Source organism: Planomonospora parontospora, assembly GCA_014647935.1.
Classification (GTDB): domain Bacteria; phylum Actinomycetota; class Actinomycetes; order Streptosporangiales; family Streptosporangiaceae; genus Planomonospora; species Planomonospora parontospora.
Window position 1 is genome coordinate 634,707 of sequence record BMQD01000001.1, and the last position, 14,043, is coordinate 648,749.

Sequence of the window (14,043 nt, forward strand, 5' to 3'; positions counted from 1 at the left end):
GTTCAGCCATGGCTGAGATCGTGTATCCCCCGGTCATCGCGGCGGCGAAGACCATGTTCCGGCTGCTGGACATGAAGATCCGCATCGACGGCGCCGACCGGATCCCCCGGAGCGGCGGCGCGGTGCTGGTCAGCAACCACATCAGCTATCTCGACTTCATCTTCGCCGGGCTCGCCGCCAACCCCGCCGGGCGCCTGGTGCGCTTCATGGCCAAGAAGGAGGTCTTCGACCACCGGATCTCCGGTCCACTGATGCGCGGCATGCACCACATCCCGGTGGACCGGGCGGCGGGGGCCTCGGCGTTCGGCGCGGCGCTGAAGGCGCTGAAGGCGGGGGAGGTCGTCGGCGTCTTCGCGGAGGCGACGATCAGCCGGTCGTTCACCATCAAGGACATCAAGAACGGCGCGGTCCGGATGGCCGTCGCCGCGGACGTGCCGATGATCCCGATCTCGCTCTGGGGGACCCAGCGGCTGTGGACCAAGGGCCGCCCGAGGAGGCTGACCCAGCGGCACGTGCCGATCAGCATCACGGTCGGCGAGCCGATGCGTCCCAAGCGCGGCGACGACTACGACGCCGTCACCGCCGGCCTGCGCAAGCAGCTGGAGGAACTGCTGGACCGGTCCCAGCGGAGCTACCCGGAGATCCCGCAGGGCGTGTGGTGGCAGCCCCGCCACCTGGGTGGCACCGCGCCGACCCCGGAGGAGGCGGCGGCGATGGACGCGGCCGAGGCGGAGGCCCGCCGCAAGGGGTGAGTGCGGAAGGGCCTCGGGGTCCCGAGGCCCCGAGGTGAGGCCCCGGACGATTCCGGGGCCCTGCAAGGCGCGAGCGCGGGGTCCCGGCCGTTCCCGGGGCCCTGCAAGTCGCGAACAGGTGGGTTGCAAGTGACGTAGTGCACCATATGTCCATGAGTGACTCGTTCGACGACATCATCAGCGCGATCCAGCCCGGACCGAAGCCGAGCCCCGGAAACCTGCCGGGGCGCGCGGTCCAGGTGCTGCTCGTCGGGTGCTGGTTGCTCGTCTGCCTGGTGCCGATCCTGCTCGCGGTGGACGGGATCGAGCTCGCGGCCGGGAAGACCGGCACGCCGGGCACGCTCACCGTGGTCTCGTGCGAGGCCCTCGGCCAGGGCCGCTACGACTGCAAGGGCAGCTTCACCCCCGACGACGGAGGCGCTCCGGTCCCGGTGGACGCCTCCCCGGACTCCGAGGCCGGGGACGTCACCCGCGCCCAGCTGACCCCGGAGGGGGACCGCGCGGTGAAGGCGGGCGCGGCCGGCGTCGTCGCCGCCCTCACCATGCCCTTCCTCGGCGTCGGCGGGCTCGGCTTCCTGCCTTACGTGATCATGTACTTCCTCGGCGTGCGGCGGGGCCGGCGCGCCGCGGTGGTCGTCGGTTTCGTGGTCACCGCACTCGGCACGGCGGGTGTGGTCGCCGGCATGGTCGCCTCGTACTCCTGACGCCGGCCGTTCGCCGTGGGGCGGACCGCCGGTGAGCGCGTCGAGGGCCGCGCCGACGCCTGGCCGCACGTGGCCGCCTCCGTACCCGGGGGCGGCCGGACGGAGGATCAGGCGCACCCCTCGAACTGGGGGACGGTGAGGGTGAGCGCCAGTCCCGACCCGCCGAACCACCTGCGCAGCAGTCTCTCGGCGGTGCCGTCCTGGTACATGGCGGTGATGGCGCGGTTGACGGCCTCGCAGCCGTCGAGGTCGCCCTTGCGCATCCCGATGCCCAGCCGCTCGTCGGTGAACGGGGCGTTGACGATCCTGAGCGCCGAGCCGTCGCGCGCGGCGAAACCGGCCAGGATCAGGTCGTCGGTGGAGACGGCGTCCACCGCGCCGGAGCGCAGTTTGGCCAGGCAGTCACCGTAGGAGGAGGCCGGGACCAGCTCGACCGGGATCCGCCGCTCCTCGGCGACCCGGCGCCAGGAGTTCGATCCCGCGGCCTTGCAGAGGCGGCGGCCCTTCAGATCGCGCACGTTCCCGACGGCCCGGTCGCCGGCGCGGACGAGGGTGTCCTGGTGGGCGACGTAGTACGGCCCGGCGAAGGTCACCTTGCTCCGGTTCTCCGGGGTGATCGAGTAGGTCGCGACGACCAGGTCGACCGTCCCTTCCTGGATGAGGCGCTGGCGGGTGGACGACAGCGCGGTGACGAACCTGACGTCGGGCACGCCGATCCGCCGGGCCACCTCGGTGGCGACGTCGACGTCGAAGCCCTCGTACCGGCCCTCGGCGACCTTCACTCCCAGGCCCGGCTGGTCGGGTTTGACGCCGATCACCAGGGTCTCCCGGTCGAGGATCGACGGGGGGCCGCCGGTCCCGCAGGCCGCCGCGGGCAGGAGCACCAGCAGCGCCGCCGCGGTGCGCACGGTCAGGGGTCCCGCGGTGCGTGCGGTCACAGGTCGCATGGTCCCTCTCCCGTCATCGGTGCCCCTTCCGTCATCGGTACTCCGACAGCCGGGGCCGGACCCCGGCGAGGATCATCACGGCCGTGGAGGCCATGGCGATCGGCAGGAGGAACCACAGCTCGCCGATCCGCTCCTCGCCGTTCCGGATCTGCCGGTCGAACGCGACGCGGTGCAGTTCGGCGAGCCTCAGCAGCGCCGCGTCGTACTCCCCGAACGCGGTCTCCAGCCGTCCCATCCGCTGCTCGACGGCCCGGCGCGGCCCCGCCTCCCGCATCGTGCGGTCCGCCTGCTGGAAGTCCCGGTAGCGCGCCAGCACGGCTGCGACCGCGGGCCCGCTGCCGGGCAGGTTCGTACGGGCCGCCTCCTGGCCGACCAGCCCGAGGAAGGCGGCGCGGTCCCCGTCCACCGCCGCCTTCACCGCGCTCTGGTAGGCGGCGAGGTCACCGGCCGGGGTGTACAGCACCGACTGCGACTTGTCGAGGTAGGTCTGCTCGTAGGTGTCGGCCCGCTCGGGGTCGAGCAGCCAGCGGCTCTGGTCGCCGTGCATGCTGCTGCCGACGGCCCGGGCCCGGGCCAGGGTGAGGACCGAGTCGAACCCGTCGCGCTTGGCGGCCCGCAGGACGTCGGCCTCCTGCCCGAGGACCGTGACGCCCGTCAGCGCGTACATCCCGGCGATCGCCGTCGCCACCAGCAGGGCCGGATTGAACACCCGGCGGAACCGGCGCGCCAGGAACACCTGGAGCCAGACCAGGCAGCAGAGGGCGGCGACCCCGGCGACCCCGGTCAGTACCTGCCCCGCCCGCACGGCCAGGGTCCGCTCCTGGTGGGCGCGGCGCACCACGGTCCCGCTCTCCAGGGTGAGGTTGTAGGCCATGGGCAGCAGCTCCAGCCGCATCAGGTCGGTCGCCTCGCGGTAGACCTCCAGGACGGGCCGGGGCGGCGGGCCCGCCGGGTGCCCGGCCTGCTCGTCGAGGAGCAGGGCCCGCGCGGCCAGCCGTTCGTAGCGTCCCAGGCCGTCCAGCACGGCCTGGACGGTCCGCCGCTCGGCCGGGTCGCCACCGGCCAGCGCGGAGGACTGCAGCACCGCCCGCCCGGCGTCGCTCCTGCGCCGCTCGTAGACCTCCAGCGCGCGGGCGCGCCCCTTGCCCAGCCGGTGCTCGCCGCCGATCAGCAGCACGTTGGCGACCTGGGCGTCCATGTCGCTGAGCGCGAAGTACAGGTCGGCGGTGGCCACGACCTGCGGTCCGGCGTCGTGGCCGATGACGTCCAGGCCGTCCCGGACGCTCTGGGCGGCGGTGAACAGGGTGCCGAACAGTACGGCGAGGGCCAGCACGGAGACGGCCGTGATCAGGCGGATCCGGCCGGGGACGCCGCGCGGCAGGAGGGCGCGGCCTGTGCGGTCCGGGACGGCCGGGACCCCGCCTCCCGAGGCCCCGGACGAGACCGGTGGAGGCGGGGGAGCCGCCGGGGCCGGCGGAGCGGGACGGGGCGGGGCGGACGTCATGCGCTCCTCCCGCGCCGCAGGGTGATGAGGGTCCACGCGCCGAGATGGATCCGGGCCCCGTCGTCCACGGGCACGGGCCGGTTGGCCTCGACCGGCCGGCCGTTGACGATGGTGCCGTTGGCGGAGCCGGGGTCGACGAGGGTCCAGGTGTCTCCGGGCCCGGAGAGCAGGACCGCGTGCAGGTGGGAGACGCCCGGGTCCTCCGGCGGGCCGCTCAGGTCGATCTCGGGGGCGAGGGCCCGGGAACGGCTGAGCCTGCCGATGCGGACCTCGGTTCCGGTCAGCGGGACGTCCCGCCGGGGGCAGTACGGCGGGAACAGCACCCGGGCGGCGTCCGGGCCGCCCTGCGCGATCATCTCGTCGTAGTGCGCGCGGTCGGCCTCGACGGTCGCCCGCCACTCCACCGCGACCGCGCGCCGCGCCGCCGCGGCCTGGTCGTGGCCGCAGTCCTCGCAGAACCGCCCGCTGACCGGCGCCCCGCAGGCGGCGCACCCGCCGGGCGACCCGGCGGCGGCCGGAGCAGCCGAAGCAGACGGGGAGGACGGGGGCGGCGGGGAGGCGCCGCCCGCGCCGGGGACACCGGTCAGCCTGCTTCCGCAGACGCCGCAGTATCCGTCGGCGAGCCCGGCCTCGCCCGGGTCGTGCCCCCGGGGGCAGTCGGCCATGGTGCTCCTCCTCTCAGCTCGCGGCGTCCCGGCCGCCGGGGCCGGGCTCCTTCTTGATGCGGGCGGTCCGGACCGAGCCTGTGTCCAGCGCGATCTCGTCCGCCCGGTCGACGGTGCGGCGGAGCCGGGCGGTGCCGGTCCCGGGGTCCACCTCGACGACCTTGGCGAGCAGCTTGGCGGTGTCGGTGTTGCCGGACTCCTCGGCGAGCTCCCTGGCCCGGCCGAGGCGGGCGGTCGCGGTCTCCAGATCGCCCGCGGCGCGTGCGCCCAGCCCTTCCTGGATGAGCTCGAACAGCTCCGCCTGCCCGGTGTAGTGCGCCACCCCCGGACTGACCCGGGTGGACAGCGCCAGGTCGTCGGTCCACCGGGCCAGGACGTTGCCGCGGGCCAGGATGTCGCCGGGCCCGCCCGGCTCCCCGGTCCCGGCGTCCGGAACCACCAGCCGCACCCAGGCGCCGCGGACCTCCTGGCCGACCGCGCCCGGAGGGATCTCGACGCACAGGTGGTACTCGCGGGTCTCCGCGCCCCAGGCGCCGGTCGGGTAGTCGCCGGTGAGCGCGTCGACGTCCGCCCGCAGGCCCGTCAGGTCCGCCAGGGCCGGGGACACCTGCTTGAGGTACTTCACCCGGCCGTGCTGGGGGGTCCAGATCCGCAGCGCGACCTCGGCCACGGCCTTGCCCATCGTGGTCTCGACCATCGCCCGGAAGTCGTCGGCCAGGTCCCCGGGGTCGCGAATGAAGCCGGAGCCGCCCAGCAGCGCCTCGGCGACCCGGCGCAGCTCCGCCGGTTTCCAGTCGGTGCCGACGCCCCGGCAGTCGCAGACGAACCTGCCCGCGCAGTGCGCCAGGGCGGCGGCGAACACCCGTTCGTCCTCGTTGTTCTGGCCGTCGGTCAGCAGGATGGCGTGCCGTACCGCCCCGGGGTGGTCCTGCAGCAGTTCGGCGGCGAGCCGCAGCCAGGCGCCGATCGAGGTGCCGCCGCCGGCGTTCAGCCCGCGCAGGGCCCGGGCGGCCTGCTCCCTGGTCCCGGCGTCCGCCCGCGCCAGCCCGGCCCGGCCACTGGGATAGATCTTGGCCGCCTCGTGCGTCCCGGCGACGACGGCGAAGTGCACGCCGTCGCGGAGCGTCTCCACCGCGACCTGCGCGGCGCGGCGGGCTTCGGCGATCTTGGGTCCGCCCATCGACCCGGAGGCGTCGACGATGATCACCTCGGCCGCCTCGACGCTCCCGGCCGGCTGCAGGGCGGGGCCGGAGGCCTCGACGGTGAGGATCGCGTGGACCTCCCGGCCGCCCGCGGGCAGGTGCTCGTTCTGGTCGATGCTCAGCGTGAACAGGGGCCGGTCGCTCAATCGTTCCTCCTGTGCCGGTGCGTGCCGGGGGCGCCGGCCGGTGCCGGCGGCGGGTCGAACGGGATCACCAGGACGGTGACGTTGTCGCGGCCGCCCGCCGCGAGCGCGTGCCGCACCAGGGCGCGGGCGGCCTCCAGCGGCGCGGTCCCGGCGGTGAAGGGGGCCAGGGCGGCGGCCTCGCGCAGGTAGCCCCAGAGGCCGTCGCTGCACACCACGACCGCGCCGGAGTCCCGCGGGGCGAACGTGCGGACGCGGGCCCCGACCTCGCCCGCGTCCGCTCCCAGCCACGCCGACAGCACGCCGGGTGCGGCGGTGTCGTCCTCGGTGAGCAGCGCGGAGCCGGTGAGCGGCAGGCGGTCCTCCGGTACGGCGGGGCCGGCGGGCGGCACGGGCCGGGTGGGCACGGACCGGTCGGGGGAGCCGGGGACGTCGCGGGAGCCGGGGCCGGGCGGCCCGGAACGGAGCCAGTACGCCCGGCTGTCGCCCACCCAGCCGACGGTCACCCCGCCGGGTCCCACCACGGCGGAGACGTAGGTGCAGGCGGGCGCGTCGTCCGGGGAGGAGGCCAGCGCCGCCACCGCCGCCGCGGCACGCGCCGCGGCCGCCCGGGTGGCGGCCTCGGGGCCCGTCCCGGCGCCGAGCGCCTCCAGCAGTACGGCGGCGCCGGTCGAGGCGGCCGCCGACGAGGCCTCGTCCGCCCGGGGCGAGGACGACACGCCGTCGCAGACGACGCCGACCGTCAGGCCGCCCCGGGCCGGTCCTCCCGCCGGTCCGGCCGCGGCCAGCACCATCGCGTCCTCGTTGCGGGCGTGCCGCAGCCCCCGGTCGCTCACCCCCGCCGCGCCGCCCGCCGTCGTCTCGGCGTGGTCGCGCCCGGTGGGCTGCTTCAGGCCGCAGCGCTCGCAGTAGCCGTCCGGGTCCACCGGCGCGGGTCCGCACCGCGCGCACCGGGCCGAGGAGAGCTCGCGGCCGCACTGCTCGCAGAAGAGATCGCCGGGCAGCACGCCCGCACCGCAGTACGGGCAGAACCCTCCGGCACGGCCCGTCACAGCATCGTCCGGGGGCGGGTGGCGTTGGCGCGGTCGATCAGCGCGTGCCGTTCGGCGGTGGTGGCCGCGCCCCGGGCGAGCCCGCGGTAGAGGCGTTCCAGCTCCCGGCGGAGCGCGCGTTCGGTGAACGGCACGCCCAGGACCGTCCCGGAGCCGCGGCCGCCACCGGACCCGAGCCACTCCAGCGCCCTCTCCAGCACCTCGGTGGCCAGTTCCCCCCGGCGGCGCGGGTCCAGGTCGGCCAGGTCGTCCAGGCGCGCGCCGATCCCGGCGAGCGCCGCGGCGTCCAGCGCGGCGGGGTCCCGCTCCCGTACGGCCGCCGCCACGCAGGCCAGGCGCGCCGCGACGAAGTGGCTGGAGCTCGGCGGCACCCCGTCGAGGACCGCGACCGCCCCGTCCGGGTCGCCCGCCGCCAGCCGGTTCCTGGCCAGCCCGAAGGACGCGCTCACGTAGGAGCGGTCGGTGCGCTGCACCGTCTCGTAGCGGCGCGCCGCCGCCCGCGGATCCCCGGCGCACTCCAGGCAGAAGGCGAGGGCCAGCCGGGGCGCGCACTCGCCGGGCAGGAGGTCGTAGCACCGGTCGAAGATCGCGGTGGCCTTGGCGAGGTCGCCCGAGACGAGCTCGTGCACGCCCCGGCACCACAGGACCCGCCAGTCGCCCGGCAGTTCGGCGGCGGCCCGGACGAGCAGGGCGTCCGTCTCCCCGGCGCCGTGCTCGGCGCTCATCCGGGCGAGGGCGAGCAGGGTCTCGGGGGTGTGCGGCGTGGAGCCGAGCATGGCGGTCAGCTCGCCGGGGGTGCGGGCGGTGAGCCCGGACAGGAAGGGGGTGGCCGGGTCGGCGGGGTCGGCCAGCGGGACCGGCAGCGCGGCCGCGGCGGCGGCGCGCTCCAGCGGGACGAGCGCGCGCCCGCCGCCGGGCGCGGCCAGGGCGGTCCCGGCCGCGATCCGCTCGGGGCCGAACAGGACGGACGGCGCCGGGTAGGGGACGCCGTCCTCGGCGGCGCGCACCTCCCGCAGGACCCCCACCAGCTGGTCGGCCATCTCCTCGGCCCCGGCGAAGCGGGCGGTGGGGGAGGGCGCGGTCGCCCTGAGCAGGAAGCGGTGGAAGGATTCGTTCCGGACGGCCGGCGGGAGATCCTCCAGGGCGGGGACGGGCGCCTCGGCGCCACCGGAGACCGGGCTGAAGGGGATGGACAGCACCGCCAGCGTCCGGCCCACGGTGTAGAGGTCGGAGGCGACCGAAGGACCCTCGGAGGCGATCTCCGGAGCCTGGTAGCCGACGGTGCCGTAGACGGCGCTGTCGGAGTCGCCGATCATCCGGACCGCGCCGAGATCGATGATCTTCAGTTCGCGGCCGACCTGGATCACGTTGGCGGGCTTGAGGTCGCAGTAGAGCATCCCCCGCTCGTGCAGGTAGCCGAGGGCGCGCAGGATCTCCAGCGCGTACGGGATCGCCTGGCGCAGCGGCAGGGCCTCGGCGGCGCCGGTCTCCCGCAGCCGGCGGCGGAGCAGGTCGTGCAGGGACTCGCCGCCGATGTACTCCATGACGAGGTATCCGGCCATCCGCCCGGCGGCCGGGCCGGTGCCGGGCTCGCGGTGCCGGACGAAGTTGAAGATCTTGACGATGTTCGGGTGGTCCACCCCGGTCAGGAAGCGGCGTTCGGCCTCCGCCACGGCCAGCGCCTCGGCGTCGTTGGTGTTCAGCAGGCCCTTGAGGACCACCCACCGGCCGTCGAGGTTGCGGTCGGCGGCCAGGTAGACCCAGCCGAGCCCGCCGTGCGCCAGGCAGCCCTTCACCTCGTACTGCCCGGCGACCAGGTCGCCCTCGCGCAGCTTGGGGGTGAAGGAGAACGGGGTGCCGTCGTGCGGGCAGAACCCCTCGGTACGGCCCGGCCGGCCGTCGCGGCTCCGGCCGACGGGCCTGCCGCAGCCGGGCGCGCCGCAGAACCTGCGGTCCTCCGGCACCTGGGGGTCGTGCAGCACCACCGCCGCCGGGTCCCGGTAGAGCACGGGGGGCACTTCGGCCAGCCCGGTGCCCAGCAGGCCCGGCCGGGACCCGCCGGTGCCCCGTGTCCCGCGGCTCGCGGCGGTACCGGTCCCGTGGCGCCCGGCCGAGGGGATGGTGACGGGTGTGGAGCCGGCGGGCCCCGGGGGAGGAGGGGCCGCGGGAGGCGGCGGGGACGGGGCGGGTGCGGGCCGGGACTGTGGCCGGGGCTGGGCCTGGGGCTGGGGTTGGGGCTGCGGCCGTGGCCGTGGCTGCGCGGCGTGGCCGCACAGGTCGCAGTAGCCGTCCTCGACGGTTCCCGAGCAGTCCGGCCGGGTGCAACCGGTCATGGGGCGCCTCCCTCGATCGCGCGCCGGTATCCCGTCACGGCCACCGTCGCCCGCCGCAGGTCGCAGGGGGCGGTCCGGAGCAGGTCGTAGGCCTGCCGGTGCAGGCGGTCCAGCACGGGGTCCTCGGCCCGGCCGAGCCGTACGGCCTTGGCCCGGAAGGCCTCCAGCCGCCCGCGGAGCTCGTCGCGGCGCGCGAGCAGTTCGCGCAGTTCCGCGATGGCGCGTTCCGCCTGCCGCAGGGCCTGCTCGGCGTCTCGTTCGAGGCCGGCCAGGAGCTCGGCCCGCGCCAGCCACCGGCGGCCGCCCTCGCCTCCCGGGCCGCCGGCCGAGTCCTCCGAGTGGCGGTCCGAGCCCTCCGAAAGGCCCTCCGAACGGCCCTCCGAAGCCTCCGGGCCGCCGTCCGGGCCGCGCGCGCCGCCGGCGGGGTCCGGGCCGCCCGTACGGGGTCCCGTACCGGGTCGGTCCAGCGCGGTCAGCCGGTCACGCAGGAGCGGGGCCAGGCAGGGCAGGGCGGGCAGTGCCGGAGAGGCGATCTTCACCAGCACGAGGTCGCGGGTCCGGCGGGCCTCCTCCTCTGCCTCGGCCACCCGGCCGACGAGCAGCCCCAGCGCCTCGCGGTGCGCGCCGTACCCCCGCCGGAGCGCCGTCGCGCGCTCCGCCCGCTCGCGCAGGCGCCCCGCGGTGGCGGCGGTGCGCTCCACGGCCCCGGCCTGCCCGCGGCCGGAGCCGAGCGGATCGCCGCGGAGCTCCCCCCGGAGCCGTTCGATCTCCCGCTCGCACGCGTCCAGCTCGGGATCGCCGTCCCCGAGCCCGCGCAGCAGCCCCCGGGCCGCGGCCGCCGCGGCCGCCGCGGTGTCGAGCCCGGGGAGCACCGCGCTCCAGACCGCGTCCACGTCCGCGACCAGGGCGGTGACATCGCGGAAGGCGGCGTCCATCGCGGCCACCGCCCCGTCCAGGGTGAGGCGCTCGCCGGGCGAGGCCAGCAGCGACCGGCGCTCCACCGGCCGGGCCTCGGGCGCGAGGCGGACGGCGGGTCCGGTGAGCAGCCCGGTCAGCTCCGCCAGCTCGGCCGCCCCGAGCCTGCGACGGCTCCCGGCGATCCGCTCGGCCCGGTCGAGGACCTCCCGGTAGGCGTCCAGCAGGGTCCAGAGCAGGGCCGCGCGGCGCTCGGCGTCCGCCCAGCGCCGCGCGGTCTCCCCGTGCAGCGCGGAACCGCCCAGCAGCCGGAACACGGTGTGCGCGTCCAGGTCCAGGACGTCGCCGGAGATGCGGTCCCGCTCCTCGCGGCGGACCCGGAGGGCGTGCTGGACGCCTTCGGCGCTCATCGGCGGCCCGGCCGCCCCTGGACTCCCGGTCAACGGTCCCCGTACCTTCCCGTGCGCGAGGCCCCCGTGGAAAGTGTGGTTCTTCATCCGCTCTTTACCCGTTGACGAAGGATCGCAGTGGAAAGTTTCCGAACCGGGATGTTCGCGGCGCCGCCGGGGAGCCCGGCGCGGTTCCCCGTGTCCCCCGTGTCCCGGAGGGGACCGGCCGCCGGGATCACTAGCATCGTCGGCGGGTCGTTCCGCGACCGCGTCCCGCCGTCCACCAGCAGAGGAGAACCGATGATCTTCATCACCGCCAAGTTCCGCGTGCTGCCCGAGTCCGCCGACCGGTGGCCCGAGATCACCCGGGAGTTCACGGAGGCGACCCGCGCCGAACCGGGCTGCCTGTGGTTCGACTGGTCCCGGAGCGTCGACGACCCGGTCGAGTACGTCCTGGTGGAGGCGTTCCGCGACGACGAGGCCGGGGCCGCGCACGTGGGGTCCGAGCACTTCCGGCAGGCGCAGCGGACGCTGCCGCCCCACCTCGCCGCCACGCCCCGGATCGTCAACACCACGATCCCGCAGGACGACTGGTCCCTCCTCGGCGAGATGGCCGTGCCCGAGCGGGACTGAATCCCCCTCCCGCGAAGAGGGGGTGTCCTCCTCCGGCGACGTTTCCCCACCGCTCCGCCTGCGGTGATATCCGTTCCGGTATCCATCGGATGCGTTTACCGGTATTGGACACGAACCGCCAGGTCTGGTCTGCTGTCCCGTGTGATCAGCGGGCGGTGCGGGAGCCGCCGGGGCGGGGGCCGTCACACGTCATGGGACGGCTCCGTCCCCCAGGTCGGCGGGCATCGCGTGGACTCACCGCGAATCCCGTCCCACGGGCCCGCCCATGACTTCCCAGTCGCAGGAGGAACGATGCACGTGGTCGTCGCGAGCCGGTTCACGGCCGCGCCGCCGTCCGGAGAGGCCCGTCGGCGTCCCGGGACCCGGAGGGCGGCCGGTGGGGGCACCGGCGCCGGTGCCGCCGGATGAACATCTTCGGAGAGCCGGGGGCGGTCCCCCCGGAGAAGCGGCCCGGGGCCCGGACGGCGGCGCGGTCGACGGCGCGGACGCGGACGGGGGCGGGGTCCGGTGTCATGCGCCTGGCCCAGGCGGCGGTGGCCGCGGGGGTGCTGGCCGCGGCCCTGGCCCTGCCCGCCGTGGGCGGCGCCGGGGCGCTGGTGGTCACCGCCTCGGACGAGCTGAACCTCAGGCCGGTGGACCTGCCGGAGCCGCCGCTGGCGGAGAAGACGACCGTCCTGGACGCCAGGGGCAACCAGATCGCGCAGTTCTACGAGGAGTACCGCGAGGTCGTTCCGCTCGCCGAGGTGGCCCCGGTGATGCGGACGGCGATCATCGCGATCGAGGACGACCGCTTCTACGAGCACGGCCCGATCGACATCGAGGGGACCATCCGGGCCCTGGCGAAGAACCTCACCTCCGGCGGGGTGAGCCAGGGCGGTTCCAGCATCACCCAGCAGTACGTCAAGCAGGTGCTGCTCAACACGGCCGTCACCGACGAGGAGAAGAACAAGGCGCTGGAGGCCAGCTACGCGCGCAAGCTCAACGAGCTGCGCCACGCGCTGGCCGTCGAGCAGAAGTACTCCAAGGACCAGATCCTGGAGAAGTACCTGAACATCGCCTACTTCGGGGCGGGGGCCAACGGCGTCGAGGCGGCGGCCAAGCGGTTCTTCGGGATCCCGGCGGCCGAGCTCGACCTGGCGCAGGCGGCGACCCTCGCGGCGGCCGTGCAGCTGCCCAACGCCACCGACCCCGAAGGGGGCAGGAAGAACCGCAAGCGGCTGCTGGACCGGCGCAACGTCGTGCTCGACCGGATGGCGGAGCTCGGCAGGATCACCCCGCAGGAGGCCGCGAAGGCCAAGACCAGGAAGCTGGGGTACCGGGGCACGCCGCTGCCCGGCGGGTGCGAGGCCAGCCCGTACCCCTACTTCTGCATGTACGTGCGCCACGAGATCCTCGGCAACCCGAGCTTCGAGAAGACCGAGAGCGCCCGGGCCCGGTTCCTCAACCGCGGCGGCCTGACGATCAGGACCACGCTGGAACCCCGGATGCAGGCCGCGGCGGAGAAGGCGATCAGGGCGCGGGTGCACGCCTCGGACGAACCGGTCGCCGCCCAGGCCCTGGTCCAGCCGGGCACGGGGATGATCAGAGCGATGGCAGCCAGCCGCGAGTACGGCACCTCCCGGCGCAGGAACGAGATCTCCTACAACGTCGTGGCCGACGCCGCGCACGGCGGGGGCATCGGCTTCCAGCCGGGCTCGACGTTCAAGACCTTCACGCTGATCGAGGCGCTGAAGAAGGGCATGAAGCTCGACGACGGTCTCACCGCGGGCGCGGGCTACCGCGCGCCCGCCTACTCGACCTTCAAGGACTGCAAGGGCGGCAACGTCGGCGACCCGACGCACACCATCACCAACGACGAGGGGTCGCCCGGCTTCAAGACGCTGCGCACGGGCACCTGGAGCTCGGTCAACACCTTCTTCCTGGTGCTGGAGGAGCGCGTGGGCCTGTGCGACACCGTGCGGACGGCCAGGTCGCTGGGGATCAAGCGCGCCGACGGCCGGCCGCTCCAGGAGGTGCAGACCTTCACCCTGGGCGTCAACGAGACGGACCCGGTCACCGTCGCCGGCGCGTACGCCGCCATCGCGGCGCGCGGCAGGTACTGCAGGCCGATGGCGATCACCCGGATCACCGACCGGAACGGCAGGGCGACCGACCACCGGCCCCAGTGCCGCCAGGCGCTGGACCCCGCGATCGCCGACGCCACCGCCGACGTCCTGTCCGGGGTGTTCACCAAGGGCACGATGCGGAGCGTGGGCGGGATCGGCCGGCCCGCCGCGGGCAAGACCGGCACCACCGACGACCACGCCACCGCCTGGTTCGCCGGGTTCACCCCCGACCTGGCCGGCGCGGTGAGCCTCGGGGACCCCCGGGGTTCGACGGCGCACAAGCTCCGCGGCGTGACCATCGGCGGACACTACTACGGCGCGGTCTTCGGGGCCTCCATCTCCGGCCCGATCTGGAAGGACACCATGATGGCCGCGCTGAAGGGCGTCAGGGCCACCCCCTTCCACCCGGTCGACTCCGCCCGCTTCGGCGGCTGCGGCGCCGGCTGCGCCCCCCGGCCGCCCGTCTCCGACGCCGGCGAGGGACCCGGGAACGGCGACGGACCCGGGAACGGCGAGGGCCCGCCCGGGAACGGCGAGGGCCCGCCCGGGAACGGCGAGCACGGACCGGGCCGCGGGCACGGACCGGGGCAGGGCCGAGGGCCGGGCGGGAACGGCGGGGCGAACGGACCGGGCGGAGGCGGCGGGTGATCCCGCCCGCCTCCCTTCCTTGATCGATTCTTGATCGATCTTCGGTAGGGT

The 14,043-nt window shown here is 75.5% G+C and carries 11 protein-coding genes; 4 read left to right on the forward strand and 7 right to left on the reverse strand.

All coding sequences use genetic code 11. The features are described 5' to 3' along the window. Window positions 1-8 precede the first annotated feature (8 nt). Window positions 9-752 (forward strand): lysophospholipid acyltransferase family protein, encoded by a 744-nt coding sequence (locus IEZ07_RS02875; RefSeq protein ID WP_068894048.1) that lies wholly within the window; start codon window positions 9-11, stop codon window positions 750-752. Between the two features lie 152 nt (window positions 753-904). Then, window positions 905-1,456 carry a hypothetical protein gene (locus tag IEZ07_RS02880; protein WP_191893306.1) on the forward strand — a complete coding sequence of 184 codons (552 nt, stop codon included), beginning with the start codon at window positions 905-907 and terminating at the stop codon, window positions 1,454-1,456. Window positions 1,457-1,563: 107 nt separating this feature from the next. Here IEZ07_RS02880 and IEZ07_RS02885 read toward each other — a convergent pair whose 3' ends face one another. Genes IEZ07_RS02885 through IEZ07_RS02915 form a run of 7 tightly spaced genes read right to left on the reverse strand, consistent with a single transcriptional unit; the run spans window position 1,564 to window position 10,627 of the window. Further along, window positions 1,564-2,403 (reverse strand): glutamate ABC transporter substrate-binding protein, encoded by an 840-nt coding sequence (locus IEZ07_RS02885; protein ID WP_191893307.1) that lies wholly within the window; start codon window positions 2,401-2,403, stop codon window positions 1,564-1,566. A 31-nt stretch (window positions 2,404-2,434) separates the two neighbouring features. Next, the gene (locus IEZ07_RS02890; protein WP_239321021.1) at window positions 2,435-3,907 is read right to left on the reverse strand and encodes a GlnX family signal transduction membrane protein; all 1,473 of its coding nucleotides are present in this window, start codon (window positions 3,905-3,907) and stop codon (window positions 2,435-2,437) included. Beyond that, window positions 3,904-4,572: an FHA domain-containing protein gene (locus IEZ07_RS02895; RefSeq protein WP_191893308.1), complete on the reverse strand. Its 669-nt coding sequence runs from the start codon at window positions 4,570-4,572 to the stop codon at window positions 3,904-3,906. The genes IEZ07_RS02890 and IEZ07_RS02895 overlap by 4 nt, the downstream gene beginning before the upstream one ends. Window positions 4,573-4,585: 13 nt before the next feature. Further along, window positions 4,586-5,920: a vWA domain-containing protein gene (locus tag IEZ07_RS02900; protein ID WP_191893309.1), complete on the reverse strand. Its 1,335-nt coding sequence runs from the start codon at window positions 5,918-5,920 to the stop codon at window positions 4,586-4,588. Continuing rightward, the gene (locus tag IEZ07_RS02905) at window positions 5,917-6,969 is read right to left on the reverse strand and encodes a PP2C family protein-serine/threonine phosphatase (protein WP_191893310.1); all 1,053 of its coding nucleotides are present in this window, start codon (window positions 6,967-6,969) and stop codon (window positions 5,917-5,919) included. Before IEZ07_RS02905 ends, IEZ07_RS02900 begins: the two co-directional genes overlap by 4 nt. Continuing rightward, window positions 6,966-9,302 carry a serine/threonine-protein kinase gene (locus IEZ07_RS02910; RefSeq protein ID WP_191893311.1) on the reverse strand — a complete coding sequence of 779 codons (2,337 nt, stop codon included), beginning with the start codon at window positions 9,300-9,302 and terminating at the stop codon, window positions 6,966-6,968. The genes IEZ07_RS02905 and IEZ07_RS02910 overlap by 4 nt, the downstream gene beginning before the upstream one ends. After that, window positions 9,299-10,627 (reverse strand): hypothetical protein, encoded by a 1,329-nt coding sequence (locus tag IEZ07_RS02915; protein WP_191893312.1) that lies wholly within the window; start codon window positions 10,625-10,627, stop codon window positions 9,299-9,301. Before IEZ07_RS02915 ends, IEZ07_RS02910 begins: the two co-directional genes overlap by 4 nt. A 279-nt stretch (window positions 10,628-10,906) precedes the next feature. Between IEZ07_RS02915 and IEZ07_RS02920 the strand changes: the two genes are divergently transcribed. Both IEZ07_RS02920 and IEZ07_RS02925 read left to right on the forward strand, forming a co-directional pair. Next, entirely contained in the window at window positions 10,907-11,239 is a 333-nt protein-coding gene (locus tag IEZ07_RS02920) for a putative quinol monooxygenase (protein ID WP_191893313.1), read from the forward strand. Window positions 11,240-11,751: 512 nt separating this feature from the next. Further along, the gene (locus tag IEZ07_RS02925) at window positions 11,752-13,992 is read left to right on the forward strand and encodes a transglycosylase domain-containing protein (RefSeq protein ID WP_191893314.1); all 2,241 of its coding nucleotides are present in this window, start codon (window positions 11,752-11,754) and stop codon (window positions 13,990-13,992) included. Window positions 13,993-14,043 lie beyond the last annotated feature (51 nt).

Excerpts from the sequence above, each read along its gene's own strand:
- IEZ07_RS02915 (WP_191893312.1), bottom strand. The coding sequence starts at position 10,627 with ATGAGCGCCGAAGGCGTCCAGCACGCCCTCCGGGTCCGCCGCGAGGAG.
- IEZ07_RS02895 (WP_191893308.1), bottom strand. The coding sequence starts at position 4,572 with ATGGCCGACTGCCCCCGGGGGCACGACCCGGGCGAGGCCGGGCTCGCC.
- IEZ07_RS02885 (WP_191893307.1), bottom strand. The coding sequence starts at position 2,403 with ATGCGACCTGTGACCGCACGCACCGCGGGACCCCTGACCGTGCGCACC.
- IEZ07_RS02875 (WP_068894048.1), top strand. The coding sequence starts at position 9 with ATGGCTGAGATCGTGTATCCCCCGGTCATCGCGGCGGCGAAGACCATG.
- IEZ07_RS02880 (WP_191893306.1), top strand. The coding sequence starts at position 905 with ATGAGTGACTCGTTCGACGACATCATCAGCGCGATCCAGCCCGGACCG.
- IEZ07_RS02910 (WP_191893311.1), bottom strand. The coding sequence starts at position 9,302 with ATGACCGGTTGCACCCGGCCGGACTGCTCGGGAACCGTCGAGGACGGC.
- IEZ07_RS02890 (WP_239321021.1), bottom strand. The coding sequence starts at position 3,907 with ATGACGTCCGCCCCGCCCCGTCCCGCTCCGCCGGCCCCGGCGGCTCCC.
- IEZ07_RS02925 (WP_191893314.1), top strand. The coding sequence starts at position 11,752 with ATGCGCCTGGCCCAGGCGGCGGTGGCCGCGGGGGTGCTGGCCGCGGCC.
- IEZ07_RS02920 (WP_191893313.1), top strand. The coding sequence starts at position 10,907 with ATGATCTTCATCACCGCCAAGTTCCGCGTGCTGCCCGAGTCCGCCGAC.